This window comes from Streptomyces sp. NPDC044704 (genome assembly GCF_056433525.1).
The window spans coordinates 495,162-511,800 of record NZ_JBWKGY010000005.1; the positions used below are offsets into that span (position 1 = coordinate 495,162).

General features: G+C 71.4%; 13 protein-coding genes. 5 read left to right on the forward strand and 8 right to left on the reverse strand.

The window, feature by feature from the left end; all coding sequences use genetic code 11:
• Window positions 1-79: 79 nt before the first annotated feature.
• Window positions 80-886 carry a nucleotidyltransferase domain-containing protein gene (locus AC07B0_RS16180; protein WP_469381344.1) on the reverse strand — a complete coding sequence of 269 codons (807 nt, stop codon included), beginning with the start codon at window positions 884-886 and terminating at the stop codon, window positions 80-82.
• Window positions 887-1,029: 143 nt separating this feature from the next.
• Window positions 1,030-1,704, reverse strand: coding sequence for a Crp/Fnr family transcriptional regulator (locus AC07B0_RS16185; RefSeq protein WP_003981529.1), 675 nt, complete (start codon window positions 1,702-1,704; stop codon window positions 1,030-1,032).
• A 248-nt stretch (window positions 1,705-1,952) separates the two neighbouring features.
• On the opposite strand from AC07B0_RS16185, the gene nth reads away from it, so the two are divergent.
• From nth to AC07B0_RS16200, 3 genes are all read left to right on the forward strand, one after another.
• Complete coding sequence (gene nth / locus AC07B0_RS16190) at window positions 1,953-2,828, forward strand: endonuclease III (protein ID WP_356871402.1); 876 nt, start codon at window positions 1,953-1,955, stop codon at window positions 2,826-2,828.
• A 131-nt stretch (window positions 2,829-2,959) separates the two neighbouring features.
• On the forward strand, window positions 2,960-3,676 hold the full coding sequence (locus AC07B0_RS16195) for an NUDIX hydrolase (RefSeq protein ID WP_356871400.1): 717 nt from the start codon (window positions 2,960-2,962) through the stop codon (window positions 3,674-3,676).
• A 13-nt stretch (window positions 3,677-3,689) separates the two neighbouring features.
• Window positions 3,690-4,892, forward strand: coding sequence for a MarP family serine protease (locus tag AC07B0_RS16200; protein WP_356871398.1), 1,203 nt, complete (start codon window positions 3,690-3,692; stop codon window positions 4,890-4,892).
• Window positions 4,893-5,258: 366 nt separating this feature from the next.
• Here AC07B0_RS16200 and AC07B0_RS16205 read toward each other — a convergent pair whose 3' ends face one another.
• From AC07B0_RS16205 to AC07B0_RS16225, 5 genes are all read right to left on the reverse strand, one after another.
• A complete protein-coding gene (locus tag AC07B0_RS16205) occupies window positions 5,259-6,230 on the reverse strand; it encodes an alpha/beta fold hydrolase (RefSeq protein ID WP_356871396.1) in 972 nt (323 codons plus the stop codon).
• Window positions 6,227-6,685, reverse strand: coding sequence for a phage holin family protein (locus AC07B0_RS16210; protein WP_356871394.1), 459 nt, complete (start codon window positions 6,683-6,685; stop codon window positions 6,227-6,229). Before AC07B0_RS16210 ends, AC07B0_RS16205 begins: the two co-directional genes overlap by 4 nt.
• 54 nt (window positions 6,686-6,739) lie before the next feature.
• On the reverse strand, window positions 6,740-8,161 hold the full coding sequence (nhaA, locus tag AC07B0_RS16215) for a Na+/H+ antiporter NhaA (protein WP_356871392.1): 1,422 nt from the start codon (window positions 8,159-8,161) through the stop codon (window positions 6,740-6,742).
• Between the two features lie 244 nt (window positions 8,162-8,405).
• Entirely contained in the window at window positions 8,406-10,403 is a 1,998-nt protein-coding gene (gene acs / locus AC07B0_RS16220; protein WP_356871390.1) for an acetate--CoA ligase, read from the reverse strand.
• A 199-nt stretch (window positions 10,404-10,602) separates the two neighbouring features.
• Window positions 10,603-13,086 (reverse strand): SulP family inorganic anion transporter, encoded by a 2,484-nt coding sequence (locus AC07B0_RS16225; RefSeq protein ID WP_478898450.1) that lies wholly within the window; start codon window positions 13,084-13,086, stop codon window positions 10,603-10,605.
• Window positions 13,087-13,321: 235 nt separating this feature from the next.
• Between AC07B0_RS16225 and AC07B0_RS16230 the strand changes: the two genes are divergently transcribed.
• Window positions 13,322-14,629 (forward strand): polysaccharide deacetylase family protein, encoded by a 1,308-nt coding sequence (locus tag AC07B0_RS16230; RefSeq protein WP_478898451.1) that lies wholly within the window; start codon window positions 13,322-13,324, stop codon window positions 14,627-14,629.
• On the opposite strand, the gene AC07B0_RS16235 is transcribed toward AC07B0_RS16230, so the two are convergent.
• Complete coding sequence (locus AC07B0_RS16235) at window positions 14,574-15,617, reverse strand: ATP-binding protein (protein WP_469381353.1); 1,044 nt, start codon at window positions 15,615-15,617, stop codon at window positions 14,574-14,576. The two genes, AC07B0_RS16230 and AC07B0_RS16235, sit on opposite strands and share 56 nt — an antisense overlap.
• A 109-nt stretch (window positions 15,618-15,726) precedes the next feature.
• Here AC07B0_RS16235 and AC07B0_RS16240 point away from each other — a divergent pair, with 109 nt between their 5' ends.
• Window positions 15,727-16,548, forward strand: coding sequence for a Fic family protein (locus AC07B0_RS16240; RefSeq protein WP_356871382.1), 822 nt, complete (start codon window positions 15,727-15,729; stop codon window positions 16,546-16,548).
• The last annotated feature ends 91 nt before the right edge of the window (window positions 16,549-16,639 follow it).

Sequence of the window (16,639 nt, forward strand, 5' to 3'; positions counted from 1 at the left end):
GGACGTACTTGGCTTTCGCCCGGTGCGGCGAGAGCGCGTGCCAGGCGTCGCGGGGCAGACGGGAGTTTGACGACAGGCCCTAGGCCGCCCGGGGCGTCTTCGTGCCGAGGCGGGCCGTGTACTCGTCCGCGAGCCACGGGCCCAGGTCCTCGACGTACCGGCGGGCCACCGCCGGGTCCGCGACCGGGTCGAGGGCCACCGCGGCGGCCTCCCGCAGCTGTGCGGCCCGCTCGGGGTAGTACCGGCCGAAGACCTCCGCGGACTCGGTCAGGTCGCTGCTCCAGCCGCCCCACCGGGGCATGACCAGCGTGAACGCGGTGCGCACCAGGTGCCGGGAGAAGAAACGGTTCATCCTGCGGTACTCGGCGGGCGTGGAGGCGGCCTCGGCCCGCTCCCGCCACCGGGGCAGCAGCGTGGCCAGGTCGCCGTTCAGCTCGCGGGCCAGCAGGGCGTCCGGACGGTACCGGGGCAGGTGCTCGGCCAGGTCGGCGCCGAGCAGCGGGGTGCACAGGCAGGCGAGGAACCAGCCCAGGTCGTAACGTTCCTGCTCGCTCAGCAGCCGGTCCTTGCCGTACAGCAGGACGCCCACGCCGTCGATCTCGGCGAACTCCTCGTCGAGGCTCCGCCCCAGCACCTCGGCGGTGTCCCGGTCCTCGTCGGTGGGCTCGCGGTGCAGGGCGATCAGCAGGTCGAGGTCGGAGCGCCCGGGGCGGGCCGTCCCGCGCGGCACGGACCCGTACAGGTAGGCGCTGTGCAGCCGGCGCCCGTACGCCTCGGAGATCCGGCTCCGCGCGGCCGCGACCAGGGCGGCGAACTCGGGCTGCACCCGGCCCAGCGCGCCCTCCCGCTCGAAGTACCCGTACGCGTCCAGCCCTCTGTGCTCCATGGCCCCACTCTGCCTTCCCGCCGGCGGGCGTCCACCGGATTTTCCCGGGACCGCTCCCCGGTGCCGCGCGGCCCGTGGCGGACGCGCGAAGGGGCCCCGCCCGGCCGGGCAGGACCCCTTCGCGATGCGTACGGGCGACGGCGTCAGCGCGAGCGCTTCGCGAGCCGCTCCACGTCCAGCAGGATCACGGCACGCGCCTCCAAGCGCAGCCAGCCGCGGCCCGCGAAGTCGGCCAGGGCCTTGTTCACGGTCTCGCGGGAGGCGCCGACGAGCTGCGCGAGCTCTTCCTGCGTCAGGTCGTGGACGACGTGGATGCCCTCCTCCGACTGCACGCCGAAGCGGCGCGACAGGTCGAGGAGCGCCCGGGCCACGCGGCCGGGAACGTCGGAGAAGACCAGGTCGGACATCTGGTCGTTGGTCTTGCGCAGGCGCCGGGCGACGGCGCGCAGCAGCGCGGTCGCGACCTCGGGCCGGGCGTTGAGCCACGGCTGGAGGTCACCGTGGCCGAGGCCGAGGAGCTTGACCTCGGTCAGCGCGGTGGCGGTGGCGGTGCGCGGGCCCGGGTCGAAGAGCGACAGCTCGCCGATCAGCTCGCCGGGGCCGAGGACGGCCAGCATGTTCTCGCGGCCGTCGGGGGAGGTGCGGTGCAGCTTCACCTTGCCCTCGGTCACGACATACAGCCGGTCGCCGGGGTCGCCCTCGTGGAACAGGGCGTCACCGCGTGCGAGCGTCACCTCGCCCATGGAGGCGCGGAGCTCCGCGGCCTGCTCGTCATCGAGCGCCGCGAAGAGCGGGGCGCGCCGCAGAACGTCGTCCACGAGTCTCTCTCCTATGTCGACCAGCCAGGGGACCGCTCCCCATTTTGCCGGACGGCTCAAACAGTGCGATCAATCACAAGGATGCCGGACGGACGGGCGTGCTGTGCGGCGAGAGACCAATCGGAGTGGTGTTACCTGAGGTCCGGGCGGGTGTCAGCGGCCGGCCTTAGGCTGGCCGGGTGTCCAATAAGCCGGTGAGAGCACAGGCCAAGGGGTCCGCAGGAGTGACGGCGGGCTCAAATTCAGCCGTGGGCGAACAAGCCCCCGCGAAGGTGCCCAGCAAGGCCCCGCCCACCGCCGAGGGCAAAGCTTCGGCCAAGAAACCGCGGCCGGGGGCGTCGGCCGCGCGGCCGGAATCCCACCTGGCCATGGTCCGCCGGGCCCGCCGCATCAATCGCGAGCTGGCCGAGGTGTACCCGTACGCCCATCCGGAGCTGGACTTCCGGAATCCCTTCGAGCTCCTGGTCGCCACCGTCCTGTCCGCGCAGACCACCGACCTGCGCGTGAACCAGACGACCCCGGCCCTCTTCGCCGCCTATCCCACGCCCGAGGACATGGCGGCGGCCGCGCCGGAGGATCTGGAGGAGATCATCCGGCCGACCGGGTTCTTCCGGGCGAAGTCGAAGTCCCTCCTCGGCCTCTCCCAGGCCCTGCGGGACCGCTTCGGCGGCGAGGTGCCGGGCCGCATCGAGGACCTCGTGACCCTCCCGGGAGTCGGCCGCAAGACGGCCAACGTGGTCCTCGGCAACGCCTTCGGGGTCCCCGGCATCACCGTCGACACCCACTTCGGGCGGCTGGTGCGCCGCTTCAAGTGGACCGAGCAGGAGGATCCGGAGAAGGTCGAGGCCGAGATCTGCGCGATCTTCCCCAAGAGCGAGTGGACGATGCTCTCGCACCGGGTCGTCTTCCACGGCCGCCGCATCTGCCACGCCCGCAAGCCCGCCTGCGGCGCCTGCCCGATCGCACCGCTCTGCCCGGCGTACGGCGAGGGCGAAACCGACCCGGAGAAGGCGAAGAAGCTGCTGAAGTACGAGAAGGGCGGCCAGCCGGGCCAGCGCCTGACCCCGCCCCCGGACTACCCGGGCCTCCCGGCCCCGCCGCTGGGGGCCCGTACGGCGCCCTGAGCGGGGTCTGCGGCCGCCGGGCGGTACGGCACCGCCCCGGCGGCCGCCCGTACCGCCGTACGGGGCGCCACGGAACGAATCGGTACCCGGACCGCGTTCAGCGGTGTGGGAGAACACGGACAGGGGTGCCTATGACGCGCGGTACACGGGACGAGACCACGGCGGCCCCGGCCGCCCGCGAGGGGCTGGCCCTCACCACCGACGGCCTGCCCGAGTGGCTCGACCCCGTGGCGTCGGCCGCCCGCACCGTGGAGCCCCGCCAGCTCAGCCGCTTCCTGCCACCCGAGGACGGCCGCGGCCGCCAGTCCGCCGTGCTGATCCTCTTCGGCGAGGGCCCGCGAGGCCCGGAGCTGCTGCTCCAGGAACGCGCCGGCACCCTGCGCTCGCACGCTGGCCAGCCCTCCTTCCCGGGCGGCGCCCTCGACCCGGGCGACGGCGACCCGCACACGACCGGCCCGCTGCGCGCCGCGCTGCGCGAGGCCGAGGAGGAGACCGGCCTCGATCCGGCCGGCGTCCAGCTCTTCGGAGTCCTGCCCCGGCTCTACATCCCGGTCAGCGAGTTCGTCGTGACTCCGGTGCTCGGCTGGTGGCGGGAGCCCTCCCCGGTCGGCGCGGTGGACCCGGCGGAGACGGCCCGGGTCTTCACGGTTCCCGTGGCGGATCTCACGGACCCCGGCAACCGGGTGACCGTGGTGCACCCGGGCGGCCACCAAGGTCCCGCGTTCCTGGTCGAATCGGCTCTGGTGTGGGGGTTCACGGCCGGGGTGATCGACCGGATCCTGCACTTCGCGGGCTGGGAGCGGCCGTGGGACCGCTCACGTCACGTCCCGCTCGACTGGCGCGCATGAGACGGTGGCCCACGTGAACGTGCTGGACATCCTGTTGCTGGTCGCCGCCGTGTGGTTCGCGATCGTCGGCTACCGCCAGGGGTTCGTCGTCGGCGTCCTGTCGGTGATCGGCTTCCTCGGCGGTGGTCTCGTCGCCGTGTCCCTGCTGCCCCTGATCTGGGACCGGGTGACCGACAACGGCACCCAGGTGACCACGACCGTCGTCGTCATCGCCGTCGTCGTGATCATCATCTGTGCCTCGATCGGCCAGGCCCTGACCACCCACCTCGGCAACCGAGTCCGCCGCCACATCACCTGGTCGCCGGCCCGCGCCCTCGACGCGACCGGCGGCGCGCTGGTCAACGTCGTCGCGATGCTGCTGGTGGCCTGGCTGATCGGCTCGGCCCTCGCCGGGACGTCACTTCCCACGCTGGGCAAGGAGGTCCGCAACTCCAAGGTGCTCCTGGGCGTGTCGCGGGTGCTCCCCGCCCAGGCCAACACCTGGTTCTCGGACTTCAGTTCCACCCTCGCCCGCAACGGCTTCCCGCAGGTCTTCAGCCCGTTCTCGAACGAGCCGATCACCGAGGTCAAGGCGCCCGACCCGGCGCTCGCCCGCAGCGGCGTCGCCGAACAGGCCAAGCTCTCGATCGTGAAGGTCGTCGGCACGGCGCCCAGTTGCAGCAAGGTCCTGGAGGGCACCGGCTTCGTCTTCGCCCCCGGCAAGGTGATGACCAACGCGCACGTCGTCGGAGGCGTCGGCGAGCCCACCGTCCAGGTTGGCGGCGAGGGCAAGCTCTACGACGGCAAGGTCGTGCTCTACGACTGGGCGCGCGACATCGCCGTCCTGGACGTGCCCAAGCTGAAGGCCCCGGCGCTGGAGTTCGCCGACAAGGACGCGGCGAGCGGCAGCGACGCGATCGTCGCCGGCTTCCCGGAGAACGGCGCGTACGACGTCCGCGCGGCCCGCGTCCGCGGCCGCATCAACGCCAACGGCCCGGACATCTACCACCGGGGCACCGTCCGCCGCGACGTCTACTCGCTCTACGCGACCGTGCGCCAGGGCAACTCCGGCGGCCCGCTGCTCACGCCCGACGGCAAGGTGTACGGGGTCGTCTTCGCGAAGTCGCTCGACGACCCGAACACCGGCTACGCCCTGACGGTGGACGAGATCCGCGACGACATCCGGATCGGCCGGACCGCCGACCGCCGCGCCGACAGCCAGGGCTGCGCCCTCTGACCGGCGCCGGGGCCACCGCACCACGCGGTGCCCCGGCGCCGTTTCCGCCGTTCCTACATGCGGGGATGCCGGAGCCTGGCCGAGACCCAGCGGGCCCGGCGGCGCAGGATGCGTGGGATGCCGAGCCGGGGGTCGTGGCCTCCCCGGCCGGTCCTGTCGTGATCGCCCGGCGCCGTGGCCGAGCGTCGTTCGTGTGCGGTGTCACCGTGGTCGTGCGTCCAGCCCATACAACGAGCTCTGCCCGGGCCCCAAGGTCGGTAACCCCGTCCGGGGCGGCCAATTGGCCTATGCGCCAGGCAATTGAACGCTCGTAAGACGAGCATACGAAATCACCTGCCGGTCCGTCAGCGAGCGCCGGACGGCCCGTCAGCGGTCGGGTTCGGGATCCTTCAGCCAGTTGACCAGCTCGGTCGAGAAGGCCACCGGGTCCTCCTCGTGCGGGAAGTGCCCGAGACCGTCGAACAGCCGCCAGCGGTACGGGGCTTCGACGTACTCCCCGGATCCGGCCGCGCTCCTGGTGCGCATCACCGGGTCGAGGGAACCGTGCAGGTGCAGGGTCGGTACCCGCACGGGCCGCTTCATCCGCCGGTTGAACTGGAGTCCGTCCGGGCGGGCCATCGACCGCATCATCCAGCGGTACGGCTCGATCGAGCAGTGCGCCGTTGAGGGGATGCACATCGCCCGCCGGTACACGGCGAGGGCCTCCTCGTCGACGCCGTCCTCCTGGAGCCGGGGACCGGACCAGTCGCGGATGAGCTGCCCCACGAGGGCCCCGTCGTCGGCGACGAGCTGCCGCTCGGGGATGAACGGCCGCTGGAACCCCCAGATGTGGGAACTCGCCCGGGTCTGGCCGAAGTCGGCCAGCATCGCGGAGCGCCAGCGGCGCGGGTGCGGCATCGAGGAGACGACCAGCCGGCGCACGAGCTTGGGCCGCATCACGGCCGCCGTCCAGGCGAGGTAGCCGCCCAGGTCGTGCCCGACGAGCGCGGCGTCCGGTTCGCCGAGGGACCGTACGACGCCGGTGATGTCGAGCGCGAGGTTCGCTGGGTCGTAGCCGCGCGGGGTGCGGTCGCTGCCGCCCACGCCGCGCAGGTCCATCGCGACCGCGCGGTACCCGGCGTCGGCGAGGGCGTTCAGCTGGTGCCGCCAGGTCCACCAGAACTGCGGGAATCCGTGCAGCAGGAGGACCAGTGGCCCGTCGCCGACCTCCGCGACGTGGAACCGCGCACCGTTGGCCGCGACGTCCCGGTGGAGCACCTTCCTGGCGCCCGGCACGTCGAGCCGGACCGCCGTGGCAGCGGTGGGCGGGGTACCGGGGTCCGGCGAGGGGGCTGTCATGAGGACGAGCGTGCCACACCCACGACGTTGTCACTGACCGGGCGCGGGTGCGGCTTGACGGTGCCGACGAGGGCCGCGGTCTGCTTGACGGACTCGATGGTCTTCACCGGCGGCTTGACCTTCTTGAACTTCGCCATGGCGACCAGTCCGATCAGGCCCGCGAGCAGCCAGAACGCGACCCCGACGATCAGGAAGGACCAGGCGAGCCCGAGCCCGAGATTGTGGATGCCGTAGGCCGCGGCGAAACTCAGTACGGGGAGGGAGAAGAGCAGCAGCACTCCCGCGACGATGGCGGCGCCGCTGCCGATGCCCGCGCGCTTGACGTCCTGCTTGATCTCCACCTTCGCGAGGGCGATCTCGTCGTGCACCAGGGCCGACATCTCGGCGGTGGCCGAGGCGACCAGCTGGCCGAGCGTGCGCTCGGCTCCCTGCGCCCCTTGGTCCACTGCGCTCATCTCTGACTCCCTCTGTCGTCTGCTTCCGGCGGCTGTCCTCCGTCGTCAGTCAGATCATGCCGGACGGTCGCCGCCCGTGCTGGACCCGCCCGCCGCTTCGGAGCGCTGGAGAGCGTGGGCGGCGGCCCTGCGGCGGTGTTCCGCGGCCTTCTCCTCGTAGATCTTCGCCATCCGCAGGTGGTAGTCCGGGTTGTCCTGTTCGTAGATGTCGGGGATGCCGTCGAGGTCCTCGTCGAGCTCCTCCGCCTCGGTCAGCGCCCGGTACTTGCGGTCGCGCATCTTCAGCAGGACGCACGCGACGACCGCGGCGATGAGGGAGCCGAGCAGGACGGCGGCCTTGACCTCGTCCATCAGGGCGGGGTCGTCGGCGAAGGCGAGTTCGCCGATGAGCAGGGACACGGTGAAGCCGATGCCGGCCAGCGAGGCCACGGCGAGCACGTCCGGCCAGGCGAGGTCCTCGTTCAGCTCCGCCTTGGTGAAGCGGGCGGCCAGCCAGGTGCCGCCGAAGATGCCGACGGTCTTGCCGACGACCAGGCCGAGGACCACGCCGAGGGTCTCGGGGCGGGTGAAGACCTCGGCGACGGCCCCGCCCGAGAGCGAGACCCCGGCGGAGAACAGGGCGAAGAGGGGGACGGCGAGACCGGCGGACAGCGGCCGGACCAGGTGCTCGATGTGCTCGCCGGGCGAGTGCTCCTCGCCGTCCCTACGGGTGCAGCGGAGCATCAGGCCCATGGCGACGCCGGCGATGGTGGCGTGGACGCCGCTGTTGTACATCAGGCCCCAGATCGCCAGGGCGAGCGGGACGTACAGGTACCAGCCGCGGACTCCCGAGCGGAGCAGGAACCAGAAGAGGACCAGACCGGCGACCGCCCCGCCCAGCGCCAGGAAGTCGATCTCGCTGGTGAAGAACACGGCGATGATCAGGATGGCGAAGAGGTCGTCGACCACGGCCAGGGTCAGCAGGAAGGCGCGCAGCGCGGACGGCAGGGAAGTGCCGATGACCGCGAGGACGGCGAGCGCGAAGGCGATGTCGGTGGCCGTCGGGACCGCCCAGCCGCTGGTCGAGCCGTTGCCGAGGGTGTTGACCAGTACGTAGACCAGCGCGGGTACGGCCATGCCGCAGAGGGCGGCGACCACCGGGAGGGCGGCGGCCTTGGGGTCGCGCAGGTCTCCCGCGACGAGTTCGCGCTTGAGCTCGATGCCGGCGACGAAGAAGAAGACGGCGAGCAGGCCGTCGGCCGCCCAGTGCTGGAGGGAGAGGTCCAGGCCGAGGGAGGCGGGCCCGATGTGGAAGGAGCGGACGCTGTCGTAGCTGGCGGAGATGCCGGGGATGTTCGCCCAGACGAGGGCGGCGACCGCGGCCACCAGGAGCAGGACGCCGCCGACGGTCTCGGTGCGCAGAGCGTCCGCGACGAAGCGGCGCTCGGGCAGCGAGAGCCTGCCGAGGAGTTTGCGGCTGGGCGTGGGGGTGGCCACGGTGGGGAACCTCCGGGTGGTCGACGGCATGGCAAATGCAGTTGCCGACCAGACTTCCCGGCGCACCCTGAGACTTTCGGACGTCAAATATTGACGCTTCTTTTATTTTACAGGGTGTGCGCGGTCGTATCGGGTGATCTTCACCTTAAACGGGAGGAGGGCGTCCGGCGCGCTGTGCGCCGGACGCCCTCCGGGGCCCTTCGGGTGGCCGAGTAGCCGGGTGGCGGGATGGGGCCGCTGTCCGTCAGTCCTCGTCGGAGGCGCTCGGCAGCTTGTTCTGGATCAGGTCCATCACCGAGGAGTCTGCCAGGGTGGTGACGTCGCCGACCGCCCGGTTCTCGGCCACGTCGCGCAGCAGACGGCGCATGATCTTGCCCGAGCGGGTCTTGGGGAGCTCCTGCACCGGCAGGATCCGCTTCGGCTTCGCGATCGGGCCGAGCGTGGCACCGACGTGGTTGCGCAGTTCGCCGACCAGGGTGTCCGTCTCCGAGGCGCTGCCCCGCAGGATCACGAAGGCCACGATGGCCTGACCGGTGGTCTCGTCGGCCGCGCCGACCACCGCCGCCTCGGCGACGGAGGGGTGCGAGACGAGGGCCGATTCGACCTCGGTCGTCGAGATGTTGTGGCCGGACACCAGCATCACGTCGTCGACCCGGCCGAGCAGCCAGATGTCGCCGTCGTCGTCCTTCTTGGCGCCGTCGCCCGCGAAGTACTTGCCCTCGAAGCGCGACCAGTAGGTGTCGATGAACCGCTGGTCGTCGCCCCAGATGGTGCGCAGCATCGACGGCCACGGCTCTGTCAGGACGAGGTAGCCGCCACCGCCGTTGCCGACCTCGTTGGCCTCGTCGTCGACGACGGTGGCCGAGATTCCGGGCAGTGCGCGCTGGGCCGATCCGGGCTTGGTCTCGGTCACGCCCGGCAGCGGGGAGATCATCATCGCGCCGGTCTCGGTCTGCCACCAGGTGTCCACGATCGGGCAGCGGTCGCCGCCGATGTGCTTGCGGTACCAGATCCAGGCCTCGGGGTTGATCGGCTCGCCGACCGAGCCCAGTACGCGCAGGCTCGACAGGTCGAACTTCGCGGGGATGTCGTCGCCCCACTTCATGAACGTACGGATCGCCGTGGGCGCGGTGTAGAGGATGGTGACGCCGTACTTCTGGACGACCTCCCAGAACCGGCCCTGGTGCGGGGTGTCCGGCGTGCCCTCGTACATCACCTGGGTGGCGCCGTTGGCGAGCGGCCCGTAGACGATGTAGGAGTGCCCGGTCACCCAGCCGATGTCGGCGGTGCACCAGTAGACGTCGGTCTCCGGCTTGAGGTCGAAGACCGCGTGGTGGGTGTACGCGGCCTGCGTCAGGTAGCCGCCCGAGGTGTGCAGGATGCCCTTGGGCTTACCCGTGGTCCCCGAGGTGTAGAGGATGAAGAGCGGGTGCTCGGCGTCGAAGGCCCGCGGGGTGTGCTCGGTGGACTGGCGGGCGACCACGTCGTGCCACCAGACGTCCCGGCCCTCGGTGAAGGCGGTGTCCTGGCCGGTGCGGCGTACGACCAGCACGTGCTCGACCTGCGGGCACTTGCCCACGGCCTCGTCGATGGCGGGCTTGAGCGCACTGGGCTTGCCACGGCGGTAGCCGCCGTCGGCGGTGATCACCAGCTTGGCGTCGGCGTCCTGGATGCGGGAGGCGACGGCGTCGGCGGAGAAGCCGCCGAAGACCACCGAGTGGGCGGCGCCGACGCGGGCGCACGCGAGCATCGCCACGACCGCTTCGGGGATCATCGGCAGGTAGACGGCGACCCGGTCGCCCGCCCGTACACCGAGCTCGGTGAGGGCGTTGGCCGCCTGCGAGACCTCGTCCTTGAGCTGCGCGTAGGTGATCGAGCGGCTGTCGCCGGGCTCGCCCTCGAAGTGGATCGCGACGCGTTCGCCGTTGCCGGCCTCGACGTGGCGGTCCACGCAGTTGTACGCGACGTTGAGCTTGCCGTCCGCGAACCACTTCGCGAAGGGCGGGTTGCTCCAGTCGAGCGTCTCGGTCGGCTCCGTGTCCCAGGTCAGCCGCCGGGCCTGCTCGGCCCAGAAGCCCAGCCGGTCCGCGTCGGCCTGCGCGTACGCCGCCTCGGTCACGTTGGCGGCGGCGGCCAGAGCGGCGGGCGGTGCGAACCGACGCTCCTCTTTGAGCAGATTGGCCAGGCTGTCATTGCTCACGACATCTCCCTTTCCCAGGGTGTCCGTTGTGTCCCCGGGCATAGCTCATCAGTTCAGACGCCCAGGTGACAAGGGGTAGCCGAGAATTGGTTTAGACCTATACCACGACTGGGCCCGTACGAAGAACGGTGTGCGGCGGCGTGCGGCGGACGCACGAATGACCCCTCCCCGCTGCAGGGTGCGGGAAGGGGCCAACCGCTTGCACGGTTACGGGAGGGTATCGGTTCAGGTGCGGGGCGTCTCAGACGCTCTGGCCGACGCTGTCGAAAACCCGACAGTCGAAGAAGTCCTCGCCCTCGGACAGCAGGTACGCCTGGGCCTCGCCCACGTGGAAGTACATGCCGTGCAGTTCCAGCGTGCCCTCGGCGAGCCGCCGGGCCACCGATTCGTGCGCCCGCAAGTGCTCCAGCTGCTGGACCACGTTGGTCAGGCACAGCTGCTCCACGGCGTCGGCCGGGAGCCGTCCCGCGATCCGTGCCCACGCGTGGTGGCGGCTGCCCATCCGCTCCAGGCTGGGCAGGCCGTGCCGCAGCCAGCGCCGCAGCGGGGTCATCGGCGCCTCGGGGTGGGAGTTCAGCAGGGCCTGCATGGCCCCGCAGCCCGAGTGCCCGCACACGGTGATGCTGTCGACCTTGAGCACGTCCACCGCGTACTCGATGGCCGCGGCGACCGAGTCGTCGGTGGACTCGGCGCCCGGCAGCGGCACCAGGTTGCCCACGTTGCGGACGGTGAAGAGGTCCCCGGGGCCACTCGCCGTGATCATGCTGGTGACCAGGCGGGAGTCCGCGCAGGTGAGGAAGAGCTGCGAGGGCCGCTGGCCTTCGCGGGCCAGCCGGGCCAGCTCGTCCCGTACACGGGGCGCGGTGTCCCGCTGGAAGGCGCTGATGCCGTTGGCCAGTTGGCCCGCCCCGCGCCGCCGGGCGGAAGCCGCCGTCCCGTCCGCGCCGGGCAGCGTACGGGAATCCGCGCGGCCGGCGCTCTCCGCGCCGCCGGTGGCCGCGCCGCCGGCGCCGGTGGTGCCACCGGTGGTGCCGGCGGTGGCCGCGCTCACGGCGCGGTGGTCGCAGTGGTTCTGCCAGGGCGTCCAGGGCCGGCAGCACTGGTGCGCTCCGCGCCCGCCCGCGTCGCCGCGGTGCCCGCCACCGGACGTGCCCTCCGCCCCCTCGCCCCCGTCGCCCCCGGCGATCGCGGCGCCGGAGCGGCCGGTGACCTCCAGCGAACCGCCGTGCGCCAGGTGGGAGTCCTGCCAGTCCTGGAGGGTCTCGTAGGCGGCGTGGTCCATGAAGGAGCCGTCCAGCTCGATCACGGTGTGTCCCGTGTGCGGGATCTGGTTGAGCACGCGGCTCAGCCGGGGCACCGCGAGGAAGGTCAACTGGCCGCGCGCGCGGACCCGGTGGACTCCGTCCCGCTCCTCGACGGTGATCCGCGTCCGGGCGAGCCGGTGCAGGGCCACGGCGACGGCCACGGCGATGCCGATGGCGACCCCTTCCAGTACCCCGCCCAGCACCACGGCCACGATGGTCGTCGCGTAGACCAGGGACTCGCGGTGCCGGGAGACCGTACGCAGGTGCGTGATGGACACCATCTGGATCCCGACGGCCATGACCAGGGCGGCCAGCGCCGCGAGCGGGATCAGGTCGAGGACGGGGACGAGCAGCCCGGCCGCGATCACCACCCACAAGCCGTGCAACATGGCCGATTTCCGGCTGACGGCACCGGACTTGACGTTGGCGACGCTGCGGACGGCGACCCCCGTCACCGGGAGTCCGCCCAGCGCGCCGGAGACGATGTTCGCCGCACCCTGGCCGCGCAGTTCGCGGTCCAGGTCGGCGCGCGGCGGGCGGTCCTCCGTACCGCGCTCGGAGGCGATCAGCTTGTCGGTGGCCACGGAGGACAGCAGGGACTCCACACTGCCGACCAGAGTGATCGTCAGTACGGCGGCGATCAGCCCGAGCACCGGCCCTTCGGGCAGTTCGGGCAGGGCGTGACTGCGCCACGAGGGCAGATCGACGCGGGGCAGGGTGAGCCCCGCGAGCGAGGCGAACGCCGTGGCCGCGGCGACGGCGGCCAGGGCGGCCGGGACCTTGCGCAGGACCGCACCGGCCCGCCCGGGCACCCGGGACCAGCCGAGCAGCACGAACACCGTCAGCGCGCTCACCCCGAGCGCCGCCGGATGGAGGTCGGCCAACTGGGCCGGCAGGCCCTGGACGTTGGCCACGGCGGAGCTCTGCGGGGTGCCGCCGAGCACGATGTGCAGCTGGGCCAGGGCGATGGTCACGCCGATGCCCGCGAGCATGCCGTGCACGATCGCCGGACTCACCATGAGCGCGGACCGGGCGGTGCGCAGGAAGGCGAGCCCGAGCTGGCAGCAGCCGGCGAGCACGGTAATCGCGCAGGTGGTGCGCCATCCGTAGTGCTGGATCAACTCGGCGGTCACGACGGTGAGTCCGGCCGCGGGCCCGCTCACCTGGAGCGGGGCTCCGCCGAACCGGCCGGCCACGATCCCGCCGACCGCCGCGGCCACCAGCCCGGCCTGCAAGGGGGCTCCGGTGGCGAGCGCGATGCCGAGGGAGAGCGGCAGGGCGATCAGGAAGACGGCGATGGAGGCCGACAGGTCCGCGGAGAACTTCCCGCGGGGTGGGGGCGTCTGGGCGGCTGCGGTGGGGGTCTGCGGGTCGGGGTTCTGGGTGGCCGGGCTCGGCGCGGCCGGGGTGGGGGCAGTCATGGGGTCCCGTCTCCTCTGAGGAGGGATGAAGCGGCGGGAGTCTCAACGCTCGGTAAATGGATGGTAATGGAGAGTAAAGAGAAGATGGGGATAATAGGGGCAAATGGTCTACGAATTAGCACTCAAGGGTGATTAAGCATTTTGTCCGGCTTGTCACACCTTCTTCAAAGTGGCCCCCGTGGGACGTTGCGGCGCGGAAGTCCTGCGTTGGGAACTGCGAGGGAGAGGTGTGCGGATGATCGCCGCCACGAAGAAGATCGCCGGCGGCCTGGTCGCCACGGCCCTGGTGCTGGGCGCCGCCGGGTGCAGCACGTCTGAGCCCGCCAAGTCGAAGGTGAGGAAGGGCGCCGCCGCGCCGGAGGCCCCCGGTAGCGTCATGCGGCCCATCGGTGACGGTTCCACCGCCTACACCGGTCCCCAGCCGAACGTGGTGAAGCCGCGGAAGCTGAAGCCGGGCGAGAAGCCGCCGCAGTTCGTGGTGTTCTCCTGGGACGGCGCCGGCGAGGACAGCCAGAAGCTCTTCTCGCACTTCCGCGAGGTCGGGAAGAAGTACAACGCCCGGATGACCTACTTCCTCAGCGGCGTGTACATGCTGCCGGAGGGGAAACGTTCCCTCTATACCGCCCCGCAGCACGACTCCGGCCGCTCCGACATCGGCTTCGGTGACCTCCAGGGCATCAAGGACACCGCCACCCAGGTCCGTGCGGCCTGGCTGGAGGGCAATGAGATCGGCACCCACTTCAACGGCCACTTCTGCGGACCCGAGGGCGGCGTCGGCACCTGGTCCGTGGAGGAGTGGAAGAGCGAGATCAACCAGGCCAAGTCCTTCGTGAAGAACTGGAAGACGAACGCGGGCCTGAAGGACCTGGAAGCCCTCCCCTTCGACTACGACAAGGAACTCATCGGCGCCCGCACCCCCTGCCTCGAAGGCCAGAAGAACTTCATGCTGGCGGCCAAGGACATGGGCTTCCGCTACGACTCCAGCGGCATCAGCAAGCAGATCTGGCCCAAGAAGACCGACGGGCTCTGGGACATCCCGCTCCAGCTCGTCCCCATGCCGGGGCGCGCCTTCGACACGCTGAGCATGGACTACAACTACATGGTCAACCAGTCGGGCACGACCTCCCAGGGCGACCCCTCGCAGCACCGGTACTGGGGCGACCAGATGCGCGACGGCCTGCGCCAGGCCTTCGACCGGGCCTACCAGGGCAACCGCGCGCCGCTGATCATCGGCAACCACTTCGAGTCGTGGAACGGCGGCACCTACATGCGTGCCGTGGAGGAGTCCATCCAGAGCATGTGCACCAAGCCCGAGGTCCGCTGCGTGCCGTTCCGCGAGCTGGCCGACTGGCTGGACGCCCAGGACCCCAAGACCCTGGAGTGGATGCGCACCCTCGACGTCGGCGAGGCGCCCGAGCAGGGCTGGGGCACCTTCCTCACCGCGGGGCCGCCGGCTCGGCCGGCCGCCCCGTCGGATGCCTCCGGGGTCAAGCCGGCTGGTGAACAGGCTGAGGAATCGGAGTCGGAGTCGGACGAGGGCTGACCAGCGCCTCACCGGGGATCCCGACGGCCTCGTGCAGGACGAAGCCGGGGTCGACCTGTTCCGCCAGGTCGACCCCGGTCTTGGCGTTGCCCCAGCTCTGCGCGTTCCGCAGGTGGAAGTGCACCATCTGCTCCGTGTACTTGGACCAGTCCCGGCCGGCGTAGGAGTCCTCGGCCGCGTCCTGGAGGGCCTGCAGGGCGAGCCGGTTCGTGGCCTCCAGCAGTTCGAAGGCGGCCGGCCGTCCCTTCTCCATCGCCCGTACCCAGTCCGAGTGCCCGAAGGTGACCAGCAGGTCCTCGCCCACCTCGTCCTGGAGGAACTCGATGTCCTCCGGTCCCTGCACCTTGTTGCCGACGACCTTGAGCGCGACACCGAAGTCCCGGGCGTACTCCTTGTACTGGCGGTAGACGGAGACGCCCTTGCGGGTCGGCTCGGCGACGAGGAAGGTCACGTCGAAGCGGGTGAACATGCCGGAGGCGAAGGAGTCCGACCCGGCCGTCATGTCGACGACGACGTATTCGTCGGGACCGTCGACCAGGTGGTTGAGGCAGAGCTCGACCGCGCCGACCTTCGAGTGGTAGCAGGCCACCCCGAGGTCGGCCTCGGTGAACGGTCCGGTCGCCATCAGCCGGACGGGGTCCCCGTCGAGGAGCAGCGTGCGCGCGCAGGCCTCGTAGACCGGGTTGTCCTCGGTGATCCGCAGCAGCCGGGAGCCGGTGCCGGGCGGCGTGGTCTTGATCATGCTGTCGGCGGACGCGATGCGCGGATTGGATCCGCGCAGGTACTCCTTGATCATCGGCAGGTGCGCGCCCAGGGCGGGCAGCGCGGCGGCCTCGTCCTCGCCGAGCCCGAGGGCCGCGCCGAGGTGCTGGTTGATGTCGGCGTCCACCGCGACGACGGGGGCTTCATTGGCTGCGAGGTGGCGGATGAAGAGGGAGGACAGCGTCGTCTTGCCGCTGCCGCCCTTTCCCACGAAAGCGATCTTCATGTTCACCAAGCGTAGCGGCATGAACGCGGACTGTGGTCAAGGTGAGTGAAGAAGACCACTCCAAGGAGGGGTCGGTACCAAGGGTGAGCACTGCGTAGGCTCCCTACTTATGAGTAGCGCTTCTGACCCGCTGGCGGCCCTCGGCTCGCTCCCGGGTGTCGCAGAGTCCGTGGATTCCGTACGCAAGGCAGTGGACCGGGTCTACGGGCACCGGGTGATGCGCCGCCGCAGCGGGGAGATCACCTCGGAGGCCGCGCTGCGCGGCGCCCGGGGCAGCGCGGCCCTGTCCGGCGCCGACTGGGCGCTGGAGGAGGTCCGCCGCCGGACCGACTTCGGCGCGGAGCAGGAAGCGCGGACCGTGGGCGCGGCCCTGCGCCTGACGGCGGAGGCGGGGCAGCTGCTGAGCATCTGGCGCCAGTCGCCGCTCCGGGTCCTGGCCCGTCTGCACCTCGTCGCTTCCGGCTCGACCGAGGCGGGGGACGTCGTCGGCAGGCCCCGGCTGGCCGGTGAGACCGTGGACGAGCCCCTGGTGGAGCTTCCGCTGCCCGGCGCCGACGAGGTCGCCGGGCGCCTGGACGGGTTGTCGCGCCTGATCATCGCGGGGGGCTCCGCCCCGGCGCTGATCACGGGTGCGGTGGTGCACGGCGAACTGCTGGCCCTGCGTCCGTTCGGTTCCTACAACGGCCTGGTCGCGCGGGCCGCCGAACGCATCGTGCTGATCAACAGTGGTCTCGACCCGAAGGCGATCTGTCCGGCGGAGGTCGGTCACGCGGAGCAGGGGCGTGCGGCGTACCTCGCGGCCTTCGAGGGCTACGTATCCGGTACTCCGGAGGGGATGGCGGCCTGGATCGCGCACTGCGGACGTGCCATCGAACTCGGGGTCCGTGAGTCGACCGCCGTCTGCGAGGCGCTCCAGCGCGGCGCGGCCTGAGGTCAGGACGCGGGCGCGGGGTGCGCGGGGTGACGGGCGAGGTGGCGGGGTCGGGGCCGGATCGCTGATCAGTCAGCCCGCCGCGGCCCGG

What these genes read in the sequence shown, in the direction of transcription:
- AC07B0_RS16195 (WP_356871400.1), top strand. Translation starts at nt 2,960, where the DNA reads ATGACGCGCGGTACACGGGACGAGACCACGGCGGCCCCGGCCGCCCGC.
- AC07B0_RS16210 (WP_356871394.1), bottom strand. Translation starts at nt 6,685, where the DNA reads ATGAGCGCAGTGGACCAAGGGGCGCAGGGAGCCGAGCGCACGCTCGGC.
- AC07B0_RS16205 (WP_356871396.1), bottom strand. Translation starts at nt 6,230, where the DNA reads ATGACAGCCCCCTCGCCGGACCCCGGTACCCCGCCCACCGCTGCCACG.
- AC07B0_RS16235 (WP_469381353.1), bottom strand. Translation starts at nt 15,617, where the DNA reads ATGAAGATCGCTTTCGTGGGAAAGGGCGGCAGCGGCAAGACGACGCTG.
- AC07B0_RS16180 (WP_469381344.1), bottom strand. Translation starts at nt 886, where the DNA reads ATGGAGCACAGAGGGCTGGACGCGTACGGGTACTTCGAGCGGGAGGGC.
- AC07B0_RS16230 (WP_478898451.1), top strand. Translation starts at nt 13,322, where the DNA reads ATGATCGCCGCCACGAAGAAGATCGCCGGCGGCCTGGTCGCCACGGCC.
- AC07B0_RS16240 (WP_356871382.1), top strand. Translation starts at nt 15,727, where the DNA reads ATGAGTAGCGCTTCTGACCCGCTGGCGGCCCTCGGCTCGCTCCCGGGT.
- acs (WP_356871390.1), bottom strand. Translation starts at nt 10,403, where the DNA reads ATGCCCGGGGACACAACGGACACCCTGGGAAAGGGAGATGTCGTGAGC.
- AC07B0_RS16225 (WP_478898450.1), bottom strand. Translation starts at nt 13,086, where the DNA reads ATGACTGCCCCCACCCCGGCCGCGCCGAGCCCGGCCACCCAGAACCCC.